21 protein-coding genes, 1 tRNA gene and 1 pseudogene are annotated in these 22,306 nt (G+C 66.7%); 19 read left to right on the forward strand and 4 right to left on the reverse strand.

Annotated features, from left to right (window positions below; translation table 11 throughout):
* Positions 1 to 7 precede the first annotated feature (7 nt).
* Entirely contained in the window at positions 8 to 817 is an 810-nt protein-coding gene (locus tag AB3M83_RS12075) for an endo alpha-1,4 polygalactosaminidase (RefSeq protein ID WP_412948435.1), read from the reverse strand.
* Positions 818 to 863: 46 nt separating this feature from the next.
* On the opposite strand from AB3M83_RS12075, the gene AB3M83_RS12080 reads away from it, so the two are divergent.
* Positions 864 to 935 (forward strand) — tRNA-Arg (locus tag AB3M83_RS12080).
* Positions 936 to 1,146: 211 nt separating this feature from the next.
* Here AB3M83_RS12080 and AB3M83_RS12085 read toward each other — a convergent pair.
* Positions 1,147 to 1,440 (reverse strand): annotated as a pseudogene (locus AB3M83_RS12085) (tyrosine-type recombinase/integrase); the annotation flags it as partial.
* A 358-nt stretch (positions 1,441 to 1,798) separates the two neighbouring features.
* Entirely contained in the window at positions 1,799 to 2,956 is a 1,158-nt protein-coding gene (locus AB3M83_RS12090; RefSeq protein WP_412948437.1) for a DNA cytosine methyltransferase, read from the reverse strand.
* Between the two features lie 203 nt (positions 2,957 to 3,159).
* Here AB3M83_RS12090 and AB3M83_RS12095 point away from each other — a divergent pair, with 203 nt between their 5' ends.
* From AB3M83_RS12095 to AB3M83_RS12165, 15 genes are all read left to right on the forward strand, one after another.
* Positions 3,160 to 4,335: a hypothetical protein gene (locus AB3M83_RS12095; protein WP_412948440.1), complete on the forward strand. Its 1,176-nt coding sequence runs from the start codon at positions 3,160 to 3,162 to the stop codon at positions 4,333 to 4,335.
* Positions 4,336 to 4,669: 334 nt separating this feature from the next.
* Entirely contained in the window at positions 4,670 to 5,581 is a 912-nt protein-coding gene (locus tag AB3M83_RS12100; protein WP_412948443.1) for a toll/interleukin-1 receptor domain-containing protein, read from the forward strand.
* A gap of 74 nt (positions 5,582 to 5,655) precedes the next feature.
* Complete coding sequence (locus tag AB3M83_RS12105) at positions 5,656 to 5,970, forward strand: AAA family ATPase (protein WP_412948445.1); 315 nt, start codon at positions 5,656 to 5,658, stop codon at positions 5,968 to 5,970.
* Complete coding sequence (locus tag AB3M83_RS12110; RefSeq protein WP_412948447.1) at positions 5,967 to 6,638, forward strand: hypothetical protein; 672 nt, start codon at positions 5,967 to 5,969, stop codon at positions 6,636 to 6,638. The genes AB3M83_RS12105 and AB3M83_RS12110 overlap by 4 nt, the downstream gene beginning before the upstream one ends.
* A 297-nt stretch (positions 6,639 to 6,935) precedes the next feature.
* Entirely contained in the window at positions 6,936 to 7,418 is a 483-nt protein-coding gene (locus AB3M83_RS12115) for a very short patch repair endonuclease (protein ID WP_412948449.1), read from the forward strand.
* Positions 7,419 to 7,436: 18 nt separating this feature from the next.
* Positions 7,437 to 8,051: a sigma-70 RNA polymerase sigma factor region 4 domain-containing protein gene (locus AB3M83_RS12120; protein ID WP_412948451.1), complete on the forward strand. Its 615-nt coding sequence runs from the start codon at positions 7,437 to 7,439 to the stop codon at positions 8,049 to 8,051.
* The gene (locus AB3M83_RS12125; RefSeq protein WP_412948454.1) at positions 8,048 to 9,583 is read left to right on the forward strand and encodes a hypothetical protein; all 1,536 of its coding nucleotides are present in this window, start codon (positions 8,048 to 8,050) and stop codon (positions 9,581 to 9,583) included. Before AB3M83_RS12120 ends, AB3M83_RS12125 begins: the two co-directional genes overlap by 4 nt.
* Positions 9,584 to 9,585: 2 nt before the next feature.
* Positions 9,586 to 11,322, forward strand: coding sequence for a DEAD/DEAH box helicase (locus AB3M83_RS12130; protein ID WP_412948456.1), 1,737 nt, complete (start codon positions 9,586 to 9,588; stop codon positions 11,320 to 11,322).
* 431 nt (positions 11,323 to 11,753) lie between these two features.
* Entirely contained in the window at positions 11,754 to 13,508 is a 1,755-nt protein-coding gene (gene dcm / locus AB3M83_RS12135) for a DNA (cytosine-5-)-methyltransferase (RefSeq protein WP_412948458.1), read from the forward strand.
* 444 nt (positions 13,509 to 13,952) lie between these two features.
* Positions 13,953 to 14,357 (forward strand): hypothetical protein, encoded by a 405-nt coding sequence (locus AB3M83_RS12140; RefSeq protein ID WP_412948521.1) that lies wholly within the window; start codon positions 13,953 to 13,955, stop codon positions 14,355 to 14,357.
* Positions 14,358 to 14,475: 118 nt separating this feature from the next.
* The gene (locus AB3M83_RS12145; protein WP_412948460.1) at positions 14,476 to 14,910 is read left to right on the forward strand and encodes a hypothetical protein; all 435 of its coding nucleotides are present in this window, start codon (positions 14,476 to 14,478) and stop codon (positions 14,908 to 14,910) included.
* Positions 14,910 to 15,134: a helix-turn-helix transcriptional regulator gene (locus AB3M83_RS12150; protein ID WP_412948462.1), complete on the forward strand. Its 225-nt coding sequence runs from the start codon at positions 14,910 to 14,912 to the stop codon at positions 15,132 to 15,134. Before AB3M83_RS12145 ends, AB3M83_RS12150 begins: the two co-directional genes overlap by 1 nt.
* The gene (locus AB3M83_RS12155) at positions 15,131 to 16,144 is read left to right on the forward strand and encodes an NAD(P)-dependent alcohol dehydrogenase (protein ID WP_412948464.1); all 1,014 of its coding nucleotides are present in this window, start codon (positions 15,131 to 15,133) and stop codon (positions 16,142 to 16,144) included. The genes AB3M83_RS12150 and AB3M83_RS12155 overlap by 4 nt, the downstream gene beginning before the upstream one ends.
* Positions 16,145 to 16,268: 124 nt before the next feature.
* Positions 16,269 to 17,663, forward strand: coding sequence for an HNH endonuclease signature motif containing protein (locus AB3M83_RS12160; RefSeq protein WP_412948467.1), 1,395 nt, complete (start codon positions 16,269 to 16,271; stop codon positions 17,661 to 17,663).
* Positions 17,664 to 18,087: 424 nt separating this feature from the next.
* Entirely contained in the window at positions 18,088 to 18,963 is an 876-nt protein-coding gene (locus tag AB3M83_RS12165) for an aldo/keto reductase (protein WP_412948470.1), read from the forward strand.
* Positions 18,964 to 19,059: 96 nt separating this feature from the next.
* Here AB3M83_RS12165 and AB3M83_RS12170 read toward each other — a convergent pair whose 3' ends face one another.
* Positions 19,060 to 19,875 carry an SDR family NAD(P)-dependent oxidoreductase gene (locus tag AB3M83_RS12170; RefSeq protein ID WP_412948472.1) on the reverse strand — a complete coding sequence of 272 codons (816 nt, stop codon included), beginning with the start codon at positions 19,873 to 19,875 and terminating at the stop codon, positions 19,060 to 19,062.
* Between the two features lie 150 nt (positions 19,876 to 20,025).
* On the opposite strand from AB3M83_RS12170, the gene AB3M83_RS12175 reads away from it, so the two are divergent.
* From AB3M83_RS12175 to AB3M83_RS12185, 3 genes are all read left to right on the forward strand, one after another.
* Complete coding sequence (locus tag AB3M83_RS12175) at positions 20,026 to 21,057, forward strand: DUF1266 domain-containing protein (protein ID WP_412948474.1); 1,032 nt, start codon at positions 20,026 to 20,028, stop codon at positions 21,055 to 21,057.
* 175 nt (positions 21,058 to 21,232) lie between these two features.
* Entirely contained in the window at positions 21,233 to 21,904 is a 672-nt protein-coding gene (locus tag AB3M83_RS12180; RefSeq protein WP_412948476.1) for a VOC family protein, read from the forward strand.
* Positions 21,905 to 21,939: 35 nt separating this feature from the next.
* Positions 21,940 to 22,254, forward strand: coding sequence for a hypothetical protein (locus AB3M83_RS12185; RefSeq protein WP_412948479.1), 315 nt, complete (start codon positions 21,940 to 21,942; stop codon positions 22,252 to 22,254).
* Positions 22,255 to 22,306: the final 52 nt, after the last annotated feature.

The following is a 22,306-nucleotide window of genomic DNA, read 5'->3' on the forward strand; positions in this document are numbered from 1 at the left end:
GCCGGGCTCACTCGCAGAGCTCGAACGCGTAGGCCGAGTCGTCCGGCGTGACGAGGTCGCGGTCGCGGAGGACGACGGATGCCGGTGTCTCCGGATCCGCGCACACCTCGTCCCACGGGCGGGGGACGTTGTCGGTGTATTCGATCGCGAGGACGGCGTCGCCGTATACCTCCGTGTACGCCGCGCACTCGGTGTAGGCGGCGCACTCCTCGACGACGGCGAAGTCGAAGCCTGCGCGGGAACGGAGGAGCGGGGCGTCCTCGGCCGCGTTCTTCTGGCCCGCGGCGAGCCCGACGTCGTGGGCGGTGTCGACGAGCAGGGCGGCGAGCTGGAGCGCGTCGTCGCGGGTGAGGGCGCCGTCCGTACGGGTGTAGGTGTCGAGGTTGTCGAACTCGACGGCGTCGAACCCGTCGGATGCGCAGTCGCGGATCCAGGGGCCGACGATGGCGGCGATCTCGTGGGCTTCGCGGGTGTCGAGGATCGCCTCGTCCGGCCAGTCCGGGTCGAACACGACGTCACCGTCGCCATTGCGGAGCAGCAGGTCGTCGGGCCAGAGGTTGAGCTCGCCCGGCTGCGTCTGGAATCCGTTGACGTAACAGACCGAATAGGCGGCGTCGACGGATGCCGCGGTCCGGTCTCGCACGACGATCTCGACGTCAGTGGGCGGGTCGTACGCGCCGCCGAGCTGGTAGTCGAGGGTCGCGGCGGCGGGTGGGAGCTGCGGTCCCGCGGGTGGGTCGTGCGGCGGTTGGCTCGCGCAGCCCGTGAGGGCCAGGATGATCGCGGCGGCGAGGGGCAGTGCGCGCCGAACGGTCATGCCGCGAACCTACCGGACACGGCTGGTCGGTAGACTCGACGGGCCAGCCTCTGTAGCTCAATGGAAGAGCAGTTCCGTCCTAAGGAAACGGTTGGGGGTTCGAGTCCCTCCAGGGGCACACCCTATTTTTCCCTCTGACCAGGTATTCCTTTGACGGAAAATCGCCGAGAATCCGTTCTTGCCCGCTTTTTGCCCGCATTCTGAAAACTCGGAGGGCGATCCCGACGCAGATTCGATGCCCTTCAAAGGGCTTCGCCGGAAGCCTCAGAACGCCGAAATCGGACATTTCTGAGCGCAGCGTCCGATCGAAAAACCGAGCAATCTGCTCTCTACGGCCGCTGAGGTCGGGCGTAGCGGGTCTGCGGACCGGCCGGAAGTGCGGCCAGCGGCATCGCGTCGTTGAGCCTCGTCGCGACGGCATCCAGATCGTCGTCGAAGAGATCGGCGTATGGGTCAAGCGTCATGGCCGCGGACGCATGCCCAAACGTCCGCTGCACCGCCTTCACATTCGCACCCGAGCTGATCGCGAGCGACGCGGCCGTGTGACGGAGGTCGTGCGGAGTCAGCCGCGGGATCGACGGGTCGACGGCCTGCGCACGCCGGACCGCATTCGCGAACCAGCCCGGGGAGCCAGGGAGGCGAAGAACCGCGCCGATCGTCTGGCGCCGAGCGGTCCTTGAGGCACCATGAGGTCATCCTGCCAGGTCCGACCGCCGTGCTCTTGCAGTGAGATCCGCAGGGTTTGGATACCCAGCCAGTCGGAGGCCGTTCGAATCGATAGGGCGTTCGTCGTCGAGCACCACAACCGTATGGAGACTAGAGAGGTTTGACCTGCCGAAGCTGACCCGGCGACAACGTGCAAGAGAAACGTCGCTCATTTGTGACGCGCGCTCCCGCCAGAAAACGAACTCGCTTTACGAACTCGTCCGCGATCTTCTCGACGGAGTTGGCTGCTTGAAGAACTTGCCAGACCGGCGTCCGTTAGCCCGCTTCGACCATTCGCCGCTGTACCACGTCAATGTATCCGAGCTGAGTCATCAGTGCCCGCACTACAGCTTTGCCGAGTTCGAGGGGCACCGCGTTGCCGAGTTGACGTTGCACGTCCGCGCGCGCCCCCGAAATCTTGAAATCGTCAGGGAACGACATGAGACGGAGCATCTCGTTGACTCTAAGACGGCGCGCACGCTCGACGCCCGCTGTGGTGAGCACGTTCTCCCAGTGAAACGGCCCTACCCAGGGGCCCGGCTGAGCCTGCAGGGTCGTTGAGGGACGGTTGGGGTCCAGTCGGAGGAGGAACGTCCAGTAACGGCTACGCCACTCGAATTGATTGCGGCCTCCGTACCGATCGGTGTGCCAAAGGTAGTTCTGACCGGGGGGAACCTCTGCGGCGAGTTCTCCGTAGCTTCCGTCGACTACTTCATCGGCCGCTGCTCGTGCGAGGCGGGGTAAACCCTCGAATGCTTGGCCAGCAGTGACATGCGGAAGCTTGCTCTTATCAAACGCGCGAGAGTGTTCGCTCCATCCGGAATGCGTTGGTTCGGGGAATTCGAACTTCTCGCCGTCTCGGCGGCCGACCACGAAGACACGTCGTCGCAGCTGAGGAACTCCATAGTCCGCGGCTAGCAGAACTTTCCATTGCGGGTTGTAGCCCAGCTCGCCGAGTGCCCTGAGGAGCCGCTCGAACTGAGCCTTGTGTGTCTTGTAGGTCAGACCCTGAACGTTCTCAAGGATGAATGCCTCGGGTCGCGCTTCCCGTACCACGCGCACATACTCGTCGAGGAGAGACGCGTTGGGATCGCGACTCTCGCGCTTCTGCTCAAGCCAGAAGCCTGACTTGCTGAACGGCGTGCATGGCGGACCTCCTACTAGGAGCACCGGCTCGCTCGATCTAAGGCCCGCACTAGCAAGAATCTGCTCAGTCGAGACGTTGCGGATATCCCCGGTCAGAGTCGAGGTGTCCCGGAAGTTTTCCTTGAGAGTCTGAAGCGCGGACTCGTTGTAGTCCGTTGCAACACTGATCCGAAGAAGACCACTTCCAGGGTCATCGCCCGCGAGCGGCTCCCCGTCAACGCGTTCGACAGCGAGGTCGAGTCCGCCCGCTCCGGAGAACAAACTCACGACGGGGAGCTGCTCAGCCACTTGCCACCTCATTCCAACACGACGTGCACCGTCCGAAAGGACGGATGAACACGTCATCCAAGTATCGTCGAGACAGAGTGTGACCCAGACACCCGACATGCGCCGTAGCGGTGCCTTATCTGTGGAGACTTCGAGTAGATGCGGCCTGGGGAGGATGAGCCGCTCCATCATGACTGCCCCGAGGAGCGCGATTGAACGGTTTGTTGACGGACGACCTGGCTGGCAGGGTCTATGCCCGCGTCTATCGAGCGAGCGGTCGCGGGGACATGCATGCTCTGCTGAGACGCGCGATCACGGAGAGTGGCGGCCGAGTCGTCTGGGCGAGCGATCATAAGCGGGCTCCGTTCTACTTCGGAGTGCAAACCGACCGTGGCGAGAGCCTCGGCCTGCTCATTTACCCCATCCGACTGACCAGGGAAGTTACGAGAGGCAGGCCCACCGACGAGCACCATGCGCAGGTCAAGTTCGGCGCCGACAGCACCTGGAAGTCGGAGATTCATCCCGTTGCGTTCGATGTGGCGGGAGTCGATACGACTCTGTTCCTGGGGATCAACGCGGACGAGGACAAGCTCGTCGGACTCGACCCGACCTTGTGGAATCCGATGCCGCTGGGCGTCTCGTTCTACGCCTACGAGCGAGACTTCGATCAGATGGGCGCCGACGGATGGCACGTATGGGAAGTAGATACTCGGGGCGGACACCGCCACGCCGCGCGTACGCCTGAAGGATTCGAATCCCGGGTGGCATTCACGCCAAACCGCTTGTTGGACTTTGCTCGCTTTGAACGGCGGGCCACCGATCTGGGACTAGACGCTGCGCTCCGCGTGAACCTCGCGGCAGAGTTTCGACAGTCGTCAGCGGCTAGAAAGATGGCCGGCGGTATCCACCCGCTGGAGAAACAGTTCGGGCTTTCAGCTCCGAGGATCCTCGACCTGATTGCAGAACGGAGAATGCTCACAACTGCGGTCAAGGGCGGGGTCGCCGAAGCCCATCTCGAGCAACTCCTCAAGTTGGATCCAGCTGTCTCCTCAGTGGACCGGCGGACCGACGATCGTGGAGCTGACTTCGACGTGCGACTAGCGTCCGGCAGGACCTTCGTCGTGGAGTGCAAGAACGTGAGCCCGACGGTGCTTGCCGACGGCACGGTGCAGGTCGAGACCCAGCGGACGCGCAACAGTAGAGATGACCCGACCGGACGTCTATACAGCTTCGACGCCTTCGATGTGGTTGCGGCGTGCATGTTCTCCGTGACCGGCGACTGGGAGTTCAAGTACGCGAGTACCAGCCAGCTCAAGCCTCACGCCAGGTTCCCCGGGTTCCTCGCCACGAAGCAGGCGATCGATTCGCGCTGGGCCGACACGATCGAAGCACTCACGTAACCCGGGGAGGTTCCCGGAGCGGAATCTTCCACCCTCGGCCGGCGTCCCGCCGGCGAGCACAATTCGACACGCAGAGCGATTATTTCAGGTTGGTAGAGTCGCGGCGGGTCGTATCGCCGAGCCGCACCCGGAAGGCAAATGGCCAGTATGGGTGTTCCCGCGCGATGACTACTCCGGTTACCGCTTGAGCGGCAGCAGCGCGTGCCTAGACCGCCCTTTGAGCATTCCACCGACCGGCTCGGGTATACCGGTCACGGCGAAGACTGCGTTGTGCGACGATCACACTGTGGAGTTGTCCAGCAGTGCCGCAGATGCAGCGGAGCCTCGCGTGTTCATGTCCTACTCGTGGGATAGCGAGGAGCACATCAACTGGGTGCTGCAACTTGCCACCCGTTTGCGCGTGAACGGAGTCGACGTCGTCCTCGATCGCTGGGATACCGACCTCGGAAGTGACCTGAGCCTCTTCATGGAGCGCGCCGCCGATACTTCGTATCGGATCATCGCGGTGGCCACTGAGACGTACGTGAAGAAGGCCGACTCCGCCGAGGGTGGGGTCGGTTATGAGCGCAAGATGGTAACGCCCAGCCTCATGGCCGATCTCCGTGGAAACCGGGTCGTTCCGATCTTGCGAGACAACCCCGCCGGGAGGATCCCGCGGTTTCTCGGCGCCGCCAGATTCGTTGACTTTCGCGACAACCCCTATGTGGAGAGCGCGTATTTCGAGTTGCTTCAGGACCTCCACGGAGTGGAGCCGACGCCCAGGCCGCCTCTTGGTCGCAACCCGTTCCTCGCGATTAAACATGACGACGCTCGGCAAACAGTCCGGGAAGATCCGGCACGTTACGTGCAACCGGCTTTCTCCGAGAGGGTCGTCTTCAACTATGACAACAACGACGGTCGCTACGTCATCGGAGCCGCAGATCGATCGTTCACCATCAGCTTCCATACGGCGGGATACGGGGCGATCCATGTCACGTCAGACCCCTCCGATATCGCGTCGATCGCGCTGGCGCCCCATGTGAGTAGGCCGGAGGAGATCGGAGACGCAGGGAGCTACGACGCATCCTCGCGAGTGCGAACCGCGCACGTTGGTGACGCGATCCTCCTGCGCAACCGGAATGAGCACTGGGCGGTGGTGTTCGTCGAGGAGGTCTACGTCCGCGACACCGGCCCCACTGGCGAGCCCCAGGTCGTGTTTTCCTACGTCATCCCTGCTGTAAGGTCTTCAGATTTCACCGACCAATAACAAACTGATTGGTCGGGCCTCGCCCACCTCAGTGACAGCGGTTCACCCTCGAGCCTGAGTCAGCGCGACACGGCATGGTCGACCTGCAAACGGCGAACGTCCTCGTCGAGCTCGCGATCGAGCAGGGTGTCGGGTTGGCGTTCGTGGGTGATACGCGTCAGGCGTTGCCGGTCGGACATGCGGGCGCTATGGGTTCTGCGATCCGGCACGCGAATGCTGCGATCGAGCTCGACACGGTGCACCGGTTCCGCGATCCCGACTACGCGGCGCTCACACTGCGGCTTCGGGATGCGGGTGATCGCGGGCGCGCGCGGGTGGTTGCCGGCGAGCTTGCCGAACGCGGTCACGTCGACCGGTCGAACATCACGACGCGGCGCGTGAGCGGATGATCGACGCGTACTTCGACGGGCACGCACGCGGCAAGCGAGTGACGCTGGTATCTGGCACGAATGCTGAGGCGGATGCGATCAACGACGCCATCCAACAGCGGCGAGTCGAACAGGGCGAGCTCGACGTCCGCGTCGCCGCCTGGGGGATCGGGCAGCAGCAGATCCTCGTCGGCGACACCGTCCAGACCCGCCGCAACGACCGGCTAACGGGAGTCGAGAATCGCGCGCAGTGGATTGTGCGCGGCATCCGTGATGAGTACCTGACTCTTGTCTCCGTGAGCGACAGCGGCGAGGTGGCGCGCGTGTCCGCCGAGTACGCGCGCGAGCACCTGCAGCTCGCCTACGCGTGCACCGTGCACGGCGTGCAGGGCGACACTGCCGACGCGTCGGTGGTCGGGCCGGATGTCGACGCTGCTGGACTTTACGTCGGCCTCACGCGCGGGCGGCTGAGCAACGTCGCAATCGTCGTGGCGCGGACAGATGCCTCGGCCCGCGAGTGCCTCTCCGAGTCGATGCAGCGCGGCACTCCGGAGTTGACGACGCGGGATGCTGTACGCGCGGCCCAGGCGGAGATGCGGCGCGCGGCGCGGGCACGGGACTTGGCGGTGATTGCGACCGGGCCGGTTGTTGGGGCGTCGCCGGTGGTAGGTCGTGGGGTCGGGATGTAGAGGCGTTGGATTCGCCGGTGCAACGGACAAGCGGTCGGGCCGGCTATCCGGGCGGGGTCCGATGGGGCATCGGTTCCTCCGCGCCATCTCTTCGCCTGTTCTGATCTAGTACCGGCCCGGGGCATCGTGGGACAGCGTCAACAGCCTCAGTCGGCGCTGGAAGGTCTCTTGACTCGAGCGGGATCCGGATCGCACCCCCACGCGCCGATCATCTAGCCGGAGCTACACCGGTCTTTTGCTAGGGGCGCAACGGGCGCGACGACAATGCATCAATAGCCTGTTACCCATGATTGCATCGTGGGCATCGAGCGAATCGTTCGCAAGCCGATGAAGGGGAACCGCTCGCGAGACACTGAGCCCGAGCTCGCCGTCCGACGTCGTCTGCATGCCGCGGGGCTTCGGTACCGAGTCGACTACCGGCCGGTTCCGACGATCAATCGTCGCGCGGACATCGTTTTCACTCGTCAGCGGGTCGCGGTCTTCATCGACGGTTGCTTCTGGCACGGCTGTCCAATCCACTTCGTCGCGTCCAGGACCAACGCCGAGTACTGGGAGCCCAAGATCGCCCGCAATATCGAGCGCGATGCTCAAACGGACGAGCTTCTGCGCGAGCACGGATGGACTACGGCTCGATTCTGGAGCCACGAGCAACCCGACTCGGTCGCGGCCGCCGTACAAGCGGTTGTGGCGCCGGCCGAACGCACCGAAGACGCGCAACCCGCCGAGTCCGGCAAGGAATTTCGTGCGGACTGTCACAAACACTGCTGCTCGTGTGTCTAGGCGGCAGAAGGGAGCAAGATGGCAGGTTCGAAATCGCGAGTGGGCCGTGAAATCGCGGACATGGTGCGCGACCGTCGTATTGACGGCATGGTGCGCATGCTCGCCCGTCGGCACGGAGCACCGCTCGTGATGGTCGAAGACGCCGTGAGTTCTGCTGCAGTGAGCGTGCTCGAACGCTCGGCGGCGCACGACATCGATGATGTCGCCGGCTACTTCTTCCGGGCCGCGGACAACAAGCTAAAACGTCTGCTGATGGCGTCGAATCGGCACAGCGAATTCGACGAACTCGAGCATCCCCGCGACGACGAGTTCGATGACCGCCTACCTATGCACTCGGACGTGGACGCACAGAATCTCCTGGACTGGTTCAAGAGCCTGACCCGCGACTGGAATACGAATTTGCGCGTCACGGTCGACATCGCCCTCGATGCCGCGTTCTCGATCGAGTACGACGAGCCGACCTCGGAAGAGCTGGCGACGGAGCTGGAGTCAGTACTCATGCAGCCGGTCACGCCCGTCAACGCGCGCCAGTGGAAGAGCCGCGCGCTACGTCGGCTGCGGGACGAAGTGACCGCTCATTTCGCGCACGACCTCGATCAGATTCACACCTCTACGGATGGAGAACCCGAATGAACACCTCGCACCCCGACGTTCCGCTGGAACTGGCCCTCGCGTACATCGATCGCGCGGCCGCGGTCGCTTCGGACCTCGGCGTCGACCTCGACAAGGAGCTGGCTGCCGCCGCGCACGAACCCCTCGATGAGGCGACCGCCGAGCGCCTCTATACTCGTCTCCTCGTCCTGGCGACGCAGGCGATCGGCGACGTCGACGTCGATGTCGAAAGAGTTCGCGCCGAAGTTCGCGCGATTCTGGAGTCGGTTCCGCGCCCGCCCGCCGACTCTGTCGGCACGGGCCACGAAGACCTGCCGCAGGGACGAGTGCAGCTGCAGGCCTACAACGGCCTCAGCGTCCGCGACGTCAAGCCAACGCCGGTCTTCAACGGCAAGACCGTCGAGATGCGCGAAGGCTACGTCGACGTCAGTCTCCTCGATCCGTGGGAAGGGAACGCTCGCGCTCAGCTCTACGTTGACGAATTCGAGTCGAAGTTCGGCCGTGCGCCGGGTCCCGACGAGCTGCTCAAGATCCTGACAGGTGATATCAGCCTTGGGGACGGCGAACGCGACCCGTTCCGCCTTCGCCCCCTCGCGAGCAGCATCGCCCGCAAGGGCGTGGAGAAGCCGCCGATCATCACCGCCGACGGCGTGCCGTACGACGGCAACCGCCGCATCGCCGCATCGCGGCTCGTGCTGATGAGCGACCATTACTCCGACGAGGAGAAAGATCGCGCGCGTTGGATCAAGGTCTGGCAGACAGGCGAAGTCACCGAAGACCAGCTCGAGGCAGTCGTTGTCGCGCTGAACTTCGAAGTCGATCTGAAGGAGCCGTGGCCCGAGTATGTGAAGGCGCGGATGGTGGTCGAACGGTTCCAGACCCTTCGGGAGCAGAGCCCGAAAGCGGTGCTCAGCGCGGCCGCCCTCAACAAGATGAAGGACGAGGTCGCCAAGCACTACGCCATTGGACGGGCGGAAGTCACCCGCTATGTGGAGATGGTGAAGTGGGCGGACGACTTCATGGATTACCAGATCGAGGCCGGCAAGGACCGCGCCGAGGTTACGTACCGGACCGACTCGATCTTCCAGTGGTTCTACGAGATCCAGGCAGGGAAGGCCGGAAGCAAGGTTACGGACCAGTTCGAAGCCGACCCCGAGATCCGCTCGCTTCTGTACGACCTCATGTACGACGCGACCTTCGACAGCGGCGCTCAGGTCCGCGCGATGCACCTCGTTGCGGCCGACCCGGAGGCGTACCGTCAGCTCATCGACGCGCACCAGATGCGCGAGAACCGCCGCGACGAGGCGCAGGAACTCGTCAAGGACGCGATCAACGATGCGCGGCAGCGGGCTCGCGCGAAGAAGGGTGTGACTCTCGAGGAGTTTTCGAAGCAGATGTCCAAGCGTCTCGGTGAAACGCCCGCTGGTTCTTGGGAGGTGCTCGGCACCGAGGTGCTGGTCGAGGTGCGGCGCGCGCTCCTGGGAGCACTCGGTGCGATAAACGGCGAGCTCTCCCGTCGTGGCGATGTCCATCTCCCGGTGCAGGGGGACTGACGATGCGAGCGACGGCCGTCGTGGGCCGCTCCGGCAGAGGAGTCGAACTGCGTCCGCAGTCCGGCACCGACCTTATGGATCTCGCCCAGGCTGTGCGGAGAGAACTCGGCGCAGACCGATCGGTGCGCGTCGTGTCGGGATCGGTGGCGCTCGACACCCGCGAGGCGACCGCGCTGCTCGATGCGACGCCGGCGTTCGAGCTGGATTGGAGCGCAGGCGCGCGCCGGTTCGTCCGCAATCGGGCCGCGCCGAATCCCGACGACGTCGAACAGTCGCATCGTCTGAAGGCGCTCGCCGTCGATGAGCTGCGGCCGCTCGTGCAGGACTCACGCCTCGCCGACGTGCTGGACGACCACCAGGTTCGCAACGTCGCCCTCATGACCGTCCCCGGGTCGCTGGGCGCTTGCCTCTTCGATGAGCAGGGCACTGGGAAGACCGTGTCGCTCATCGCCGCCTTCGACCTGCTCGTTGAGCACAACAGCGCCGACGTCCTGCTCGTGGTTGCTCCGAAGTCGATGGTTGGCGAATGGGCGAACGAGATCGCAAAGTTCACCGACGGCTTGTACAAGGTGGAGACGCTCGAAGGTCCGCGGCGGGCGAAGTCGCGCAAGCTCGGGTCCGGCGCAGACGTCTTCGTCTGCAACTACGAGACGGTCCTGTCGAGCGCGGACGATCTGCGCCTCATGTGTGAGCGCAAGCGGACCGTCGTTGCAGTCGATGAGTCGTTCAACGTCAAGAATCCGCAGGCGCAGCGCACCGCGGCGGTCGCAGCGCTACGAGAGTGGTGCGTACGCGCGTTCGTGCTGTGCGGAACCCCCGCACCCAACCGCCCGGACGACATCGTGGCGCAGGTGAACTTCGTTGACTACGGGCGTGCGTTCTCGGACGCGAGACTGCCCGACGAACCGTCCGCCCGGCGCGCGGCGATCGCCCAAGTACTAGACCGCAGCGTGGTCTTCACCCGTAATCTGAAGGGAGTTGTTCTCCCGGACTTGCCAAGCCGCACGTTCACCGAGCTGAACATCGAACTCGAGCCGAGCCAGCGGGCGATCTACGACATGGTCGCCGGGGAACTCATCGATGAACTCTCGATCGCGAGCGACGCCGAGTTCGCGGCCCGCTACACACACTTCCTCGCTCGCCGCGCCAGCCTCCTGCGCACATGTTCGGACCCGGCCGGCGTCGACTCCGCGTTCACGGGCACGCCCGCCAAGATCACGGCGCTCGACACACTTCTTGCCGGCTGGATCGCCGCGGGCGAGAAGGTCGTAGTGTGGTCGTTCTACCGCGCCACTCTCGACCTTCTCGAACGGCGTTACGCCGAATACGGCGTGGCACGAGTCGACGGCTCGGTCAACGACGTCTCGGCGCGCCGTGAGGCGGTTCGTTCCTTCCAGCAGGACGCCGCAACCCGGGTGTTCATCGGCAATCCGGCCGCCGCTGGCGCGGGAATCACCCTGCACACCGCCGCGGTAAGCGTCTACGAGTCGATGTCAAACCAAGCCGCCCACTACCTCCAGTCGCTCGACCGCACACATCGGCGGGGCCAGACGCGCGACGTGGAGTATGTGACCTTGCTCGCCGCGGACACCCTCGAGGCCCGGGAATTTGAACGCCTCAAGACCAAGGCGTCGCAGCAGGCGGAGCTTCTCCGCGATCCCGAGCCCGTGCTCTTCACCAGGCAGATGATGCTCAATGAACTGGTAGTGACACTTAGGGGGTCTCATGCCCGGCGATGATCACGAGGATCGGCGTCGCGAGCTCGACACGATCCTCGTCCTCGCCGGGCTCACGTCCAAACTTCGACTGCGCGCATCCATGCAGCCTGACGTCGCCCGCTTCGATCCGCGAACCCCGCGTGTCGCGATCGCAGATGCAAAGGGCACCGAGACTCCCGGTAACCTCGACACCCGGCGACGGCTGCTCGCCTACGCGCGGGGGTGCATTTCGTGGGCGGAGGCCGGTTGGGCTGTGAGCCTATCGATCGGTGCCGACGGCTACCACGGCGAAAGATGGGAGCAAGCGCTGCAATCGGTGTGGGCGATCGCAGGGTTCCGAGACTGGCGCTCATCGAAAGCGTCCCTGGCGTCCGGGACACTGGTTGTAACGATCGAGTCCTCCTCGGCGAGGGGACTCGACGAGAGTCGGATGCCTCTCGTACGGTTATCCCATGCCCAACTCCCCCGACCGACCCTTCCGCGCGATCGACCTCTTCTGCGGAGCGGGGGGCTTGAGCCAAGGGTTCCGCGACGCTGGGTATGAGGTACCGTTCGCGCTCGACTTCGATGCCGATTCCGTCGCGACCTACCGAGCGAACCACCCGGAGACCCACGTGGAGCACGCTTCGATCGTCGACTTTGACCCGGCTCGGATCACCGAGATCGTGGACGGCCCGATCGATGTCGTCCTCGGCGGACCGAGTTGTCAGTCGTTTAGCACCGCCGGGCGGAAGTCCGGATGGGTCTCCGAAGACGACGAGCGCAACGACCTCTGGGAGCACATGTTCGGGATCGTCGAACATGTGCGACCTCGCGCTTTCCTAATGGAGAACGTGCCCGGCATGGTGCTGTGGCGCGACGGAGCGTTCGGCGACAAGATTCTCAAACGCTTCCGCAGCATCGGGTACAACGTCACTAAAGACATCCTGCTCGCTGCCGACTGGGGAGTTCCGCAGCGGCGGCGACGGCTGTTCATCGTCGGGATTCGTGACGGTGAAGCGTTCGAATTTCCCGAACCGACCCATTTGGGAGGCTGGCGGCGCGACACGCTCGAGCTGTGGGAGACGCGTCGGCGCGAGCGCGGCCTCCTGGAGCACGTCACGGTCGCCGACGCTCTATCCGGACTCCCTGGGGTGGTACCGGAAGGAAGAACGGCGAGTTACGCCGCGGCCACTCGCAGCACCTCGCCGTTCGCCCGTTACATCAGGCGAGGCAGCCGCGTCGTACGCGACCACGATGTACAGGCACTCGGCGCCGAGACGCTCGAACTCATCGCGGAGATCCCCGCCGGCGGAACATGGCGCGACATCCCGCCCCACAAGCTTCCCGACCGCTATCGCGGGATGCGACGCACCGACAGCACCAACCTGTTGGGCAGACTGGACTGGGCCCTTCCTTCGTACACCGTGACGACTCAGTTCAACAACGTGACAACAGGATGCGTGACGCATCCCGTCGAGAACCGAACCCTTTCCGTTCGAGAGGGTGCGCGGCTACAGACATTCCCGGACACGTACCGCTTTGTCGGCTCGCTGCAGTCGCGCTGTCGACAGATCGGAAACGCGGTTCCGCCCCTTCTTGCGCACGTTCTGGCGTACCGCCTCGCCACGCATCTCGACCACACAGCAACGACGCACTACCGCCCCGCTCCCATCATCAAGCGATCGCGTGCGCAGGCGAATCCAGGCGCGCGACGCGCAGCCCAGGAACGCGCTCGTGCGGCCGCCAATCAGGATCAACGCGCCAAGGAAGCCGTGCGAGCGGCCCTCGCAGGGCTGGACGTGATACACGAGTTTCGGAGACTAGACGTCCCTGGCGGCCGAGACGAGCACGAGATCGTCATCGAAAGCGTCAAGACAGTAGTGCTCGTAAAGGGCTGCTTCCTCCACGGTTGTCCCATGCACAAGAGAGACACCAAGTCCGTCAGCAAATGGTGGGCTGCGCGAATCGCTTCGGCACAGGCAATGGATCTGATTTCCGCGCAGGCGTGGGAATCCGAAGGATTCACAGTCGCGGAGTACTGGGAGCACGAGAACCCGGAGGATGCTGCGCGCCACATCGGTGAACTCGTTGATGCCGCGATTTCCAACGCGGCAGACTTGCTGGCATCCGTTTACGACCCATCGGCGGCAACGGGCGGGGTCCTTGACCCTGCGGCGCCACACCAGGGGCCGGCTCAGCCCGGAGGGCCTTCGATCGGCCGATGAGAGACGCAGTGGGGACGCCGTCTGGTCCGCGATCCCGCCGACGCGACGCCGAGAATCGTTTGGGCATGTTGCTAGATAATGACCACTGTTCTTATCAGACTGCCCAAGACGGGGCGCTTCCACAGAGTGCTCAAAATGAACTTGACCGTATCCGCTCGGCATGTGGACCGTATACCCGCTCCACAGGCGGCGATTCTTGCCCGCAATTTGGCCGCATTCCATTCGCTGCTAGCTATTTTCGGAAGTCGCGCGATGTCGTCTGATCTCCAAACGCCCGCGTAATTCCGCGGAAGTTGCCGTTGGACGTCGCTATGCAATATGCTCAAGACGTGTTCGAGTCCCTCCAGTGGACTCAGGTCCGTTTCCCCCGTCGTTTCACACACGAGTGGACCGACCTCCAGCCCCGGCGCGATGTCCTGACGGTCAACCGCTAGCTTGAGCATCGTGCCCTTCGCGCTCGCCCTCACCATCGTTCTCGCGTTGCTCGCCGTCTTCCAGATCGCGCTCGCCTTCGGCGCGCCGATCGGTCAGTTCGCCTGGGGTGGCGCGCATCGCGTTCTGCCGACCAGGCTCCGTGTCGGCAGCGCGGTGTCAATCGTCATCTACACCCTCATCGCCGTCGTGGCCTGGAGTCGCGTCGGCGTGATCGATGCGATCCCGGAGATCGTGGCCCACGTGGCCCACGTGGCCATGTGGGTGATCTTTGCGTACTTCGCGCTCGGCATCCTGATGAACGCCGTCTCGCGCAGCAAGCCCGAGCGATTCGTCATGGTCCCCGTCGCGACCGTTCTCGCTGCGCTGTCGTTCCTCATCGCGATGGGTTACGGGGAGCTGGCGACGCCGATCTAGGCCTCTCCGAAGGCGTCCGGATCCACCGCCGATCTCGAGGTCAAGAATTCTTGACATTGACCATCGCGACGAGCACACTCGGAATGTCAAACATTCTTGTCATCCCGAGGAGCAGACCATGGTCTATCACGAGCGGAACACGTGGTCGATGCTCATCGCCACACTGGTCGCCACGACGCTGTACGTCGCCCTGATCGCGCACGCGGCCGGCGGCGGGCAGCTCGTCGACGTGCAGTGGTGGCCGATCATGTTTTGGACGATCGTCGGCAGCATCCTCGGCTCGATCCTCATCAGCATCGTGTGGGGGATCATCGCCGGCTCCCGCGATCCCGACGGCGTCGGCGTGACCGACGTCCGCGACCGCGACATCTCCCAGATGGGCTCCCGCGTCGGCCAGACGTTCATGGTCATCGCGGGCCTCGGCGTCCTCGCCCTCTGTGCGGTCGAAGCGGACTGGTTCTGGATCGCGCACACGATGTTCGCCGGCTTCGCCCTGTCGGCCTTCGTCGGCGGCATCGCACAGGTCATCGCCTACCGCCGAGGGCTGGCCTGATGGTCAAGCCGACGCGTGTCGTCAACGTGATCCGGCCCCTCCGCGAGGGCGCGGGGCTCACCCAGGCCGAACTCGCTCGGCGGATCGGGGTGACCCGCCAGACCCTCATCGCGATCGAGCAGGGCAAGTACTCGCCGACCCTCGAACTCGCCTTCCAGATCGCCCGCGTCTTCGGCGTCGGCTTGGACGACGTCTTCCACTATCCCGAAGGAGACCAGTCATGAGCACGGATGCCACGGCGATCCCCGCCACCATGCCGGCGTGGACCCAGCACCGGTACGGCGGACCCGATGACGTCGCACTTGAGGACGTGCCCGTGCCCGTTCCCGGCCCGGGCGACGTGCTGGTGAGGATCCGGGCCGTCGGCCTCAACTCGGCGGATGTGCGCGTGCTTCGCGGAGATCCGTTGCTCATCCGTGCCGCCTTCGGCCTGCGACGCCCGCGCGTAACGGTCCAGGGGCGCGACGTCGCCGGCACCGTCGTCGCTGCAGGCACCGCCGTGAGCGGTCTGCGCGTGGGCGACGAGGTGTTCGGCGAGATCACCGGCGGCGGCCTCGGGCCGTACGCGGTCGCGGCGGCAGCCAAGCTGGTGCGCCGGCCTCCGAATCTCGAGGCCATCACCGCTGCCGCCCTGCCGATGGCCGGCGGCACCGCCTGGCAGGCACTCGACAAGGCGGGGCTGGGCGGATCGGATGCCGCCGGTCGAGTCCTCGTCGTCGGCGCGGGCGGCGGTGTCGGCACGTTGACGGTGCAGCTCGCCGTCCTGCGCGGCCTCGAAGTGACCGCTCTGACGGGGGAGCGGGCGCTGCCACTGCTGAGGGACATGGGCGCGGTCGCGGTGCACGACTACCGGCGCACCGACATCGCCGACCTGGGCACCGGGAGGTTCGACGCCGTCATCGTCATCGCCGGCTCGCATCCGCTGCGAGCGCTCCGCCGGCTCGTGGTGGCGGGCGGGATCGTCGTCCTCGTGAGCGGCGGCGGAAACCGGGTCACCGGCCCGATCGGTCCGATCGCGCGTGCTGCGGTCATGTCGATCGGCGCCTCGCGGCGGATCCGACCGCTCGCGGCGACGGCGACACCCGCGATCACGGCCCGGCTCCGTGACCTCGCAGCATCCGGCTCGCTCGTTCCCCACATCGAGCGGACGTTCCCGTTGAGCGACGCACGCGCGGCGCTCGCGCACCTCGACACCGGGCACGCGATCGGGAAGACGGTCGTGGTCGCGGGGTGAGGCGGGGGCGTATGTTGGCAGCCAGTTCAGGGCGCAACAAGATGAAGTGATTCTCATCTTCCCGGGCACCTCGAGGGCGGCAATCGGGCCTCTGAATGTCGGAGGCCCTCACCAGAATCGAGGTATGACCAGCACCGCCGAGCTTCCCGGGGCAGACCCGGACGGGACCGCGCTTGCGGACCTCGTCTACGAGGTCGCGGGCGTCGAGCGGCGACTGGCCCTGGTTCAGATTGTCCAGCTCCGCCTGCTCGCCTGCGCCGGCCGACTCGCCGAGCAGCAGGCCGCCGGCGCATCCGCCCGGGTGCAGGCGCACGAGATGGCCGTCCGCGCGATCTCGGCGGAACTCGGCGGCGCGATGAAAGTCTCCGACCGCACCGTGCAGCGTCGGATCGGCGAGGCCCGAATCATCGTCGACGACTACCCGGGCGTCCTCGCCGCATGGGAGCGCGGCGAGATCACCCGTTCGCACGTGATGGTGATCGTGGATGCCGGGTCGGTCGTCCCCGCCGACGTCCGTGCCGCGTTCGAATCCGAAGCGATCGCCCGCTGCCGCAAGGACACCCCGAACCGCGTGCGCGCCGGCCTCGAGATCCTCGCCCAGCAGATGCACCCGCGTTCCTTCACCGAACGGCATGAGGCGGCTGCCGCCCAGCGGTGCGTGCGCCTGATCCCCGGACGGGACGGGATGTCCGACCTCACCGCGACGCTCCCCACAGTGATCGCCGAGGGCATTCACGACCGCCTCACACGGCAGGCTCGGGCGATCATCGACACACGCGGCGAGCGGGCCGACGCGGCAACGGCCGCAGCGGAGGACGCGGCGAACGGCGGCGAGACCCGGGCCGACGACCGTCGCGAGGCCATCTCGACCGATGCGCGCACCACCGACCAGGTCCGTGCCGACGTCTTCACCGACCTGCTGCTCGCCGGGACGCCGGCGCTGGACGACACCCGCGACACCACCGCAGGTCCGCTGGGGGCGATCCGGGCGCGGGTGCAGGTCGTGATCCCGGCGCTTTCGATCGCGGGGGCGGAGGAGCCGTGCGACCTCGTCGGCCGTTCGCCCATCGACGCCGAGACCGCGCGTCAGCTCGCCGGTGGCACTCCGACGTGGGAGCGGCTCGTGAGCGACCCGGTGAGGGGAACGGTCCTCGCCGTCGACAGCTACCGCGTGCCGATGCCGATGCGGCGGTACCTGCAGGCGCGAGACCAGCACTGCCGGTTTCCCGGATGCCGGATGGCCGCGATCCGCTGCGAGATCGATCACACGTACGACGCAGCCAAAGGCGGCAAGACCGAAACCGGCAACCTGGGCTGCCTGTGCCAGCGACACCACTCCATGAAGCAGTTCACCGCCTGGAGGGTTCGACAACTGAAGGGTGGAGTCCTCGAATGGACCTCACCCGTCGGCAGGATCTACCGCGAAGACGCACCCACCCCGGCCGTCGGCTTCGCACCTGCCCTCAGCCCCGCATCCGTCGGCACGATCGATCCCGCGGGAGAAGCACCGCCGTTCTGATCGTGCTCCTCCCGCTCCGCTCGGGACGTCATCGCCGGCCATACTGTCGTCGCCGCGCTCGAGACGATCGCCGAAGCGATCGCGGCCTTGACGATCGGCGGCCAGTGGACGCAGCCGCGTGGGGGAGCGCACCGGCCGGTTGACTGGCGTCCGCTCAGTGACGCCGCGCCGTTGCCGCGCGATCCTGCCGCGTGCTGTCGACGTGGACGCGCGAGATCCGGCGACCGATGTGGAAGGACCACGGCCCGAATAGCGACGCGAGCACTTCGGCGAGGAATGGCGGCGCACCGGAGCGCCCCTGTCGCCGGCGTGATCTCGGGCACGTGTCTCCCGGCCGTGGTCGAGGCCCCCGTCATTCGGGTTGGGTGCACGGTCACGCGCATCAAGGGGAATTATCCGGGGTCACGATGCGCTGGACCCCCTCATGACTGACAGCTCAACCACGCAGCCCGCAGTTTCGTCCGGCACGTTCCGCATCGGCGGCGACCTCGAGGTCAACCGCCTCGGCTACGGCACCATGCAGCTCACCGGCCCCGGCGTGTGGGGACCGCCCCAGGACCACGACGAGGCGATCCGGGTGCTCAAGCGCGCGGTCGAACTCGGCGTCACCTTCTTCGACACCGCGGACTCCTACGGCCCCTACGTCGCCGAAGAGCTCCTCAAGGAGGCGCTGCACCCCTACGGCGACGACGTCGTCATCGCCACGAAGGCGGGCCTCACCCGCACCGGCCCCAACGAATGGCCGCCCGTGGGCCGCCCCGAGTACCTGCGCCAGGAAGCCGAGATGAGCCTCCGCCGCCTCGGACTCGAGCGCATCGACCTCTTCCAGCTGCACCGCATCGACCCGAAGGTGCCCCTCGAAGACCAGGTCGGCGAGCTGAAGAAGCTGCAGGACGAGGGCAAGATCCGCCACATCGGACTCTCCGAGGTCTCGATCGACGAGGTGAAGGCCGCCCAGCAGATCGCCACGATCGTGTCCGTCCAGAACCTCTACAACCTCCAGCACCGCGACTCCGAGGCGCTGCTCGACTGGTCGGAAGAGCAGGGGATCGGCTTCATCCCGTGGTTCCCGCTCGCCACCGGCGGACTCACCGGCACGGACTCGCCGCTGACCGAGATCGCCGAGCGCAAGCAGTCCACGCCGGCGCAGGTCGCCCTCGCCTGGCTGCTCAAGCGCTCGCCGGTCATGCTCCCCATCCCCGGCACGTCGAGCGTCGCCCACCTCGAGGACAACCTCCAGGGCGCGACCATCGAACTCACCGATGCGGAGTACGCGGAGCTCGCCGAACTCGGCAGCTGACCGGGCGTGCGGGCTCGCGCGATCGCCGCGAGCCCGCACCCGGACACCGTCCGGGCACGGAGACCGAGCTGCTGCTCCGCCAGGACGACATCGCGGTCAGGGCAGGATGCTGTCGACGTAGCCGCCGTCCACGCGCACCGCACCGCCCGTGGTCGCCGACGCCAGCGGCGAGGCGAGGTACGCGACCATGTTCGCGATCTCGACCGGTTCGATGAGGCGCCCGATCAGCGACTGCGGCCGGGCGGTCCGCATGAACTCGCGCTGCGCCTCCTCCCACCCGAGCGACCGGTCGACGAGCTCGTACACGAAGTCCTCGACGCCCTCGGTGTGCGTCGGCCCCGCGATCACCGAGTTCACGGTGACGCCCGAGCCGGATGCCGCCTTCGCGTACCCCCGCGACATCGCCAGCAGCGCGCTCTTCGACGCCCCGTAGTGGATCATCTCCTCCGGGATGACGATGGCGGAGTCGCTCGCGATGTTGAGCACCCGGCCCCAGCCGCGCTCGATCATGCCGGGGAGGACGAGCCGGGTGAGGCGCGCCGCCGAGATGACGTTGGTGTCGAAGAAGCGACGCCACTCGTCGTCGTCGATCTCGAGCGCGGGCGTCGATCCGAAGATGCCCAGATTGTTGACGAGGATGTCCACCCGTCCGGCGCCGGCGATGAGAGCCTGGGCGCCGTCCGCCGTCGTCACGTCCGCGGCGATCCCGCGGACCGAGGCGGCGACGTCCGCCTCGAGCGAGGCCGCGGTGTCGGCGACCCGCTCCTCGTTGCGGCCGTTGACGACCACGTCGGCGCCCGCCTCGCCGAGACGCCGGGCGATCGCGAGCCCGATGCCCTGCGTCGATCCGGTGACCACCGCGGTCTTCCCGGTGAGATCGAGACTGACCGTTCCCGCGCGCGTGTCCGGCATCGCATGCTCCTTCGTGAAAGATCGCCCTGGCGCGGTCAACGCTAGTGCGCGGCCCGGCCGCCCGGGTCGGATCCGGACGTGACGGACGCGACGCCGGGGCGGGAGCGACGCCGGCGACCGCGGTTCTCCGCCGGATGCCAGGATGGTGCGGTGACCGAATCCGCCTCCGCGCTGCAGAATCATCCCGGTGACGTCGAGTTCCCGGTGCGGATGCGGCGGAAGTACGCCCGGCTGCTCGAGGCGCGGCGCCGGGCCGATCCGGCGGAGATGCGGCGCCGGGCGCTCCCGGTCACGCTCATCGCGGCGCCGTTCGGCATCGCCGCCTTCGCCCTCTCGCTCGTGTGGGACGTCACCGAGTTCGGGCTGAACCTCTTCGCCTTCTTCATCGGCATGTGCCTCGGCCTGCTGGTCGCCTCGATCATCCTGGCGGTCGTCGACGCGGGCGCGCCTGCACGTGCGCAGCGGCAGTACCTCGCCCGCGCCGGGCTCACGGCGCTCACGCCGCACCAGCAGCAGATTCTCGCCCTCGACGCGGCGAGCGACTTCGCGGCCCGCGGCTGGAACTCGTCCCTCGCCTTCACGCCCACGTTCGCCGAACTGCCGCAGGACGTGCGTGCGACGCACCGCGACGGCGAGGAGGGCCGGCCCTGGTTCGCGCTGCCGATGTCGTCGCTCCGCCAGCTCCGCGCGGCGCTCGATGACCAGTTCAAGATCGTGTCGCGGTCGGATGCCGAGATGATGGTCGCCGACACGCTCACCCTCGGGCCGAACTCGGCTCGTTTCGCGCAGGTCGCGCAGAGCGACAGCGCCGAGCACATGATGTCGCGCATCGCCGCGCTCACCGGCCTCCCGGTCTTCGACATCCACGACCTGGCACGCGCCGGCGACACCGAACCCGCCCGGCTGCTGCTCGCCGCCGACATCGAACGTGCGGTCGGCGGCATCCGCTACGCCTACGTCGCCGGATATCTGACCGCCGACGAGACCTGGGCGCTCCTCGAGCCCATCGCGGCCAAGGCCTTCGAGACCTACCGCGGCTGGGACGAGTACTGGCGCGACGTCGTCATCGCGACGGCGTTCCGCACCGACTCGCTCGAGGCCGTGCAGAGCCAGCGCGACGCGCTCGGCGAGCTCCGTCGGTCGGACTGGCCCGCGGCATCCGTTCCGTGGCCCGCGCGGTGACGCAGGTCACCGCCTGGCCGGTCCGACAACCCGCGTCGTCCTGATCCGGGGCAGGCGCGGAGGTGCGGATCCGGCGGATTCGCCGCCATCGCCCTCGCGCGCTCCCCGGCGCGCGCGTACCGTTCGTCCCAGGATGCCGCAGCGGCGCGGCAGCGCACCCCCGAGGAGGATCGTCATGAGCGGATCAGCGAGCGAGGCGCCCCGGCTCACGGCGGCACAGTTCCACCGCGCGCCCGGCGTCGCGGACTGGCGCGTCACGGCGACCGGGACCGAGGCGGTGTTCGTCGCCTCGTCCCTCCCGGCGGCCGCCGAACTCGTCCCCGCGATCCTCGAGGCGGCGGACCAGTTCGACGTCCTGCCCGACATCGACCTCCGACCCGAGGCGATCATCGTGCGCATCCCGAGCAGCCCGGCGACCGACATCCCTGCGGCCACGCCGGACTTCGCCGCCGCCGTCTCCCTCGCTGCCGCCGAACTGGAGCTCCGCGCGGATCCGTCCCGCGTGCAGGCGGTCGACATCTACATCGCCCAGCACTCCGCCGTCGACGCGCGCCCGTTCTTCCTCGCTGCCCTCGGCTACGAACCGGTCGACGACGGCGACGCCGTCGACCCGCTCCGCCGCGGACCGCAACTGGCCTTCAACGCCCTCACCGGTGACACCCCCGGTCGCGGCCGCACCCATTTCGACGTCTTCGTGCCCGCCGACCAGGCCCAGGCGCGCGTCGACGCCGCGCTCGCCGCGGGCGGCCGCCTCGTCGACGACTCGAGCGCCCCCGCCTGGTGGTCGCTCGCCTCTCCCGACAACCACGGCGTCGACATCGCCTCGTGGATCGACACCTACGAGTGAGCGGCGTGTCCGAGGGCCGTGGCATCCTTCCGGCCATGACCGATGAGCAGATCGTGCGGATGTGGACCGGCGTCGTGCGCACCGCCGACCGAGACCGATACGTCGCCTACGTCGAGCGCACCGGGATGACCGCCTATCGGGCCACGCCCGGCAACCTCGACTGCTGGCTCCTCACCCGCGACCTCGGCGACGGCCGCACCGAGGTGACCACCGTCTCGCGATGGGAGAACCGGGACGCGATCGTCGCGTTCGCCGGAGACGACCCCGACCGGGCCGTGTTCTATCCCGAGGACGACGAGTTCCTCCTCACGCGCGACGAGCGCGTGCGGCACTACCGCCGAACGGGCTGATCCGCCGAGTGCAACCCCGCGTCGTCCCGCGCCGGCGTGTGAGAGCGTGAAG

The sequence above is a fragment of the Microbacterium pasadenense genome (assembly GCF_047246565.1).
GTDB lineage: Bacteria > Actinomycetota > Actinomycetes > Actinomycetales > Microbacteriaceae > Microbacterium.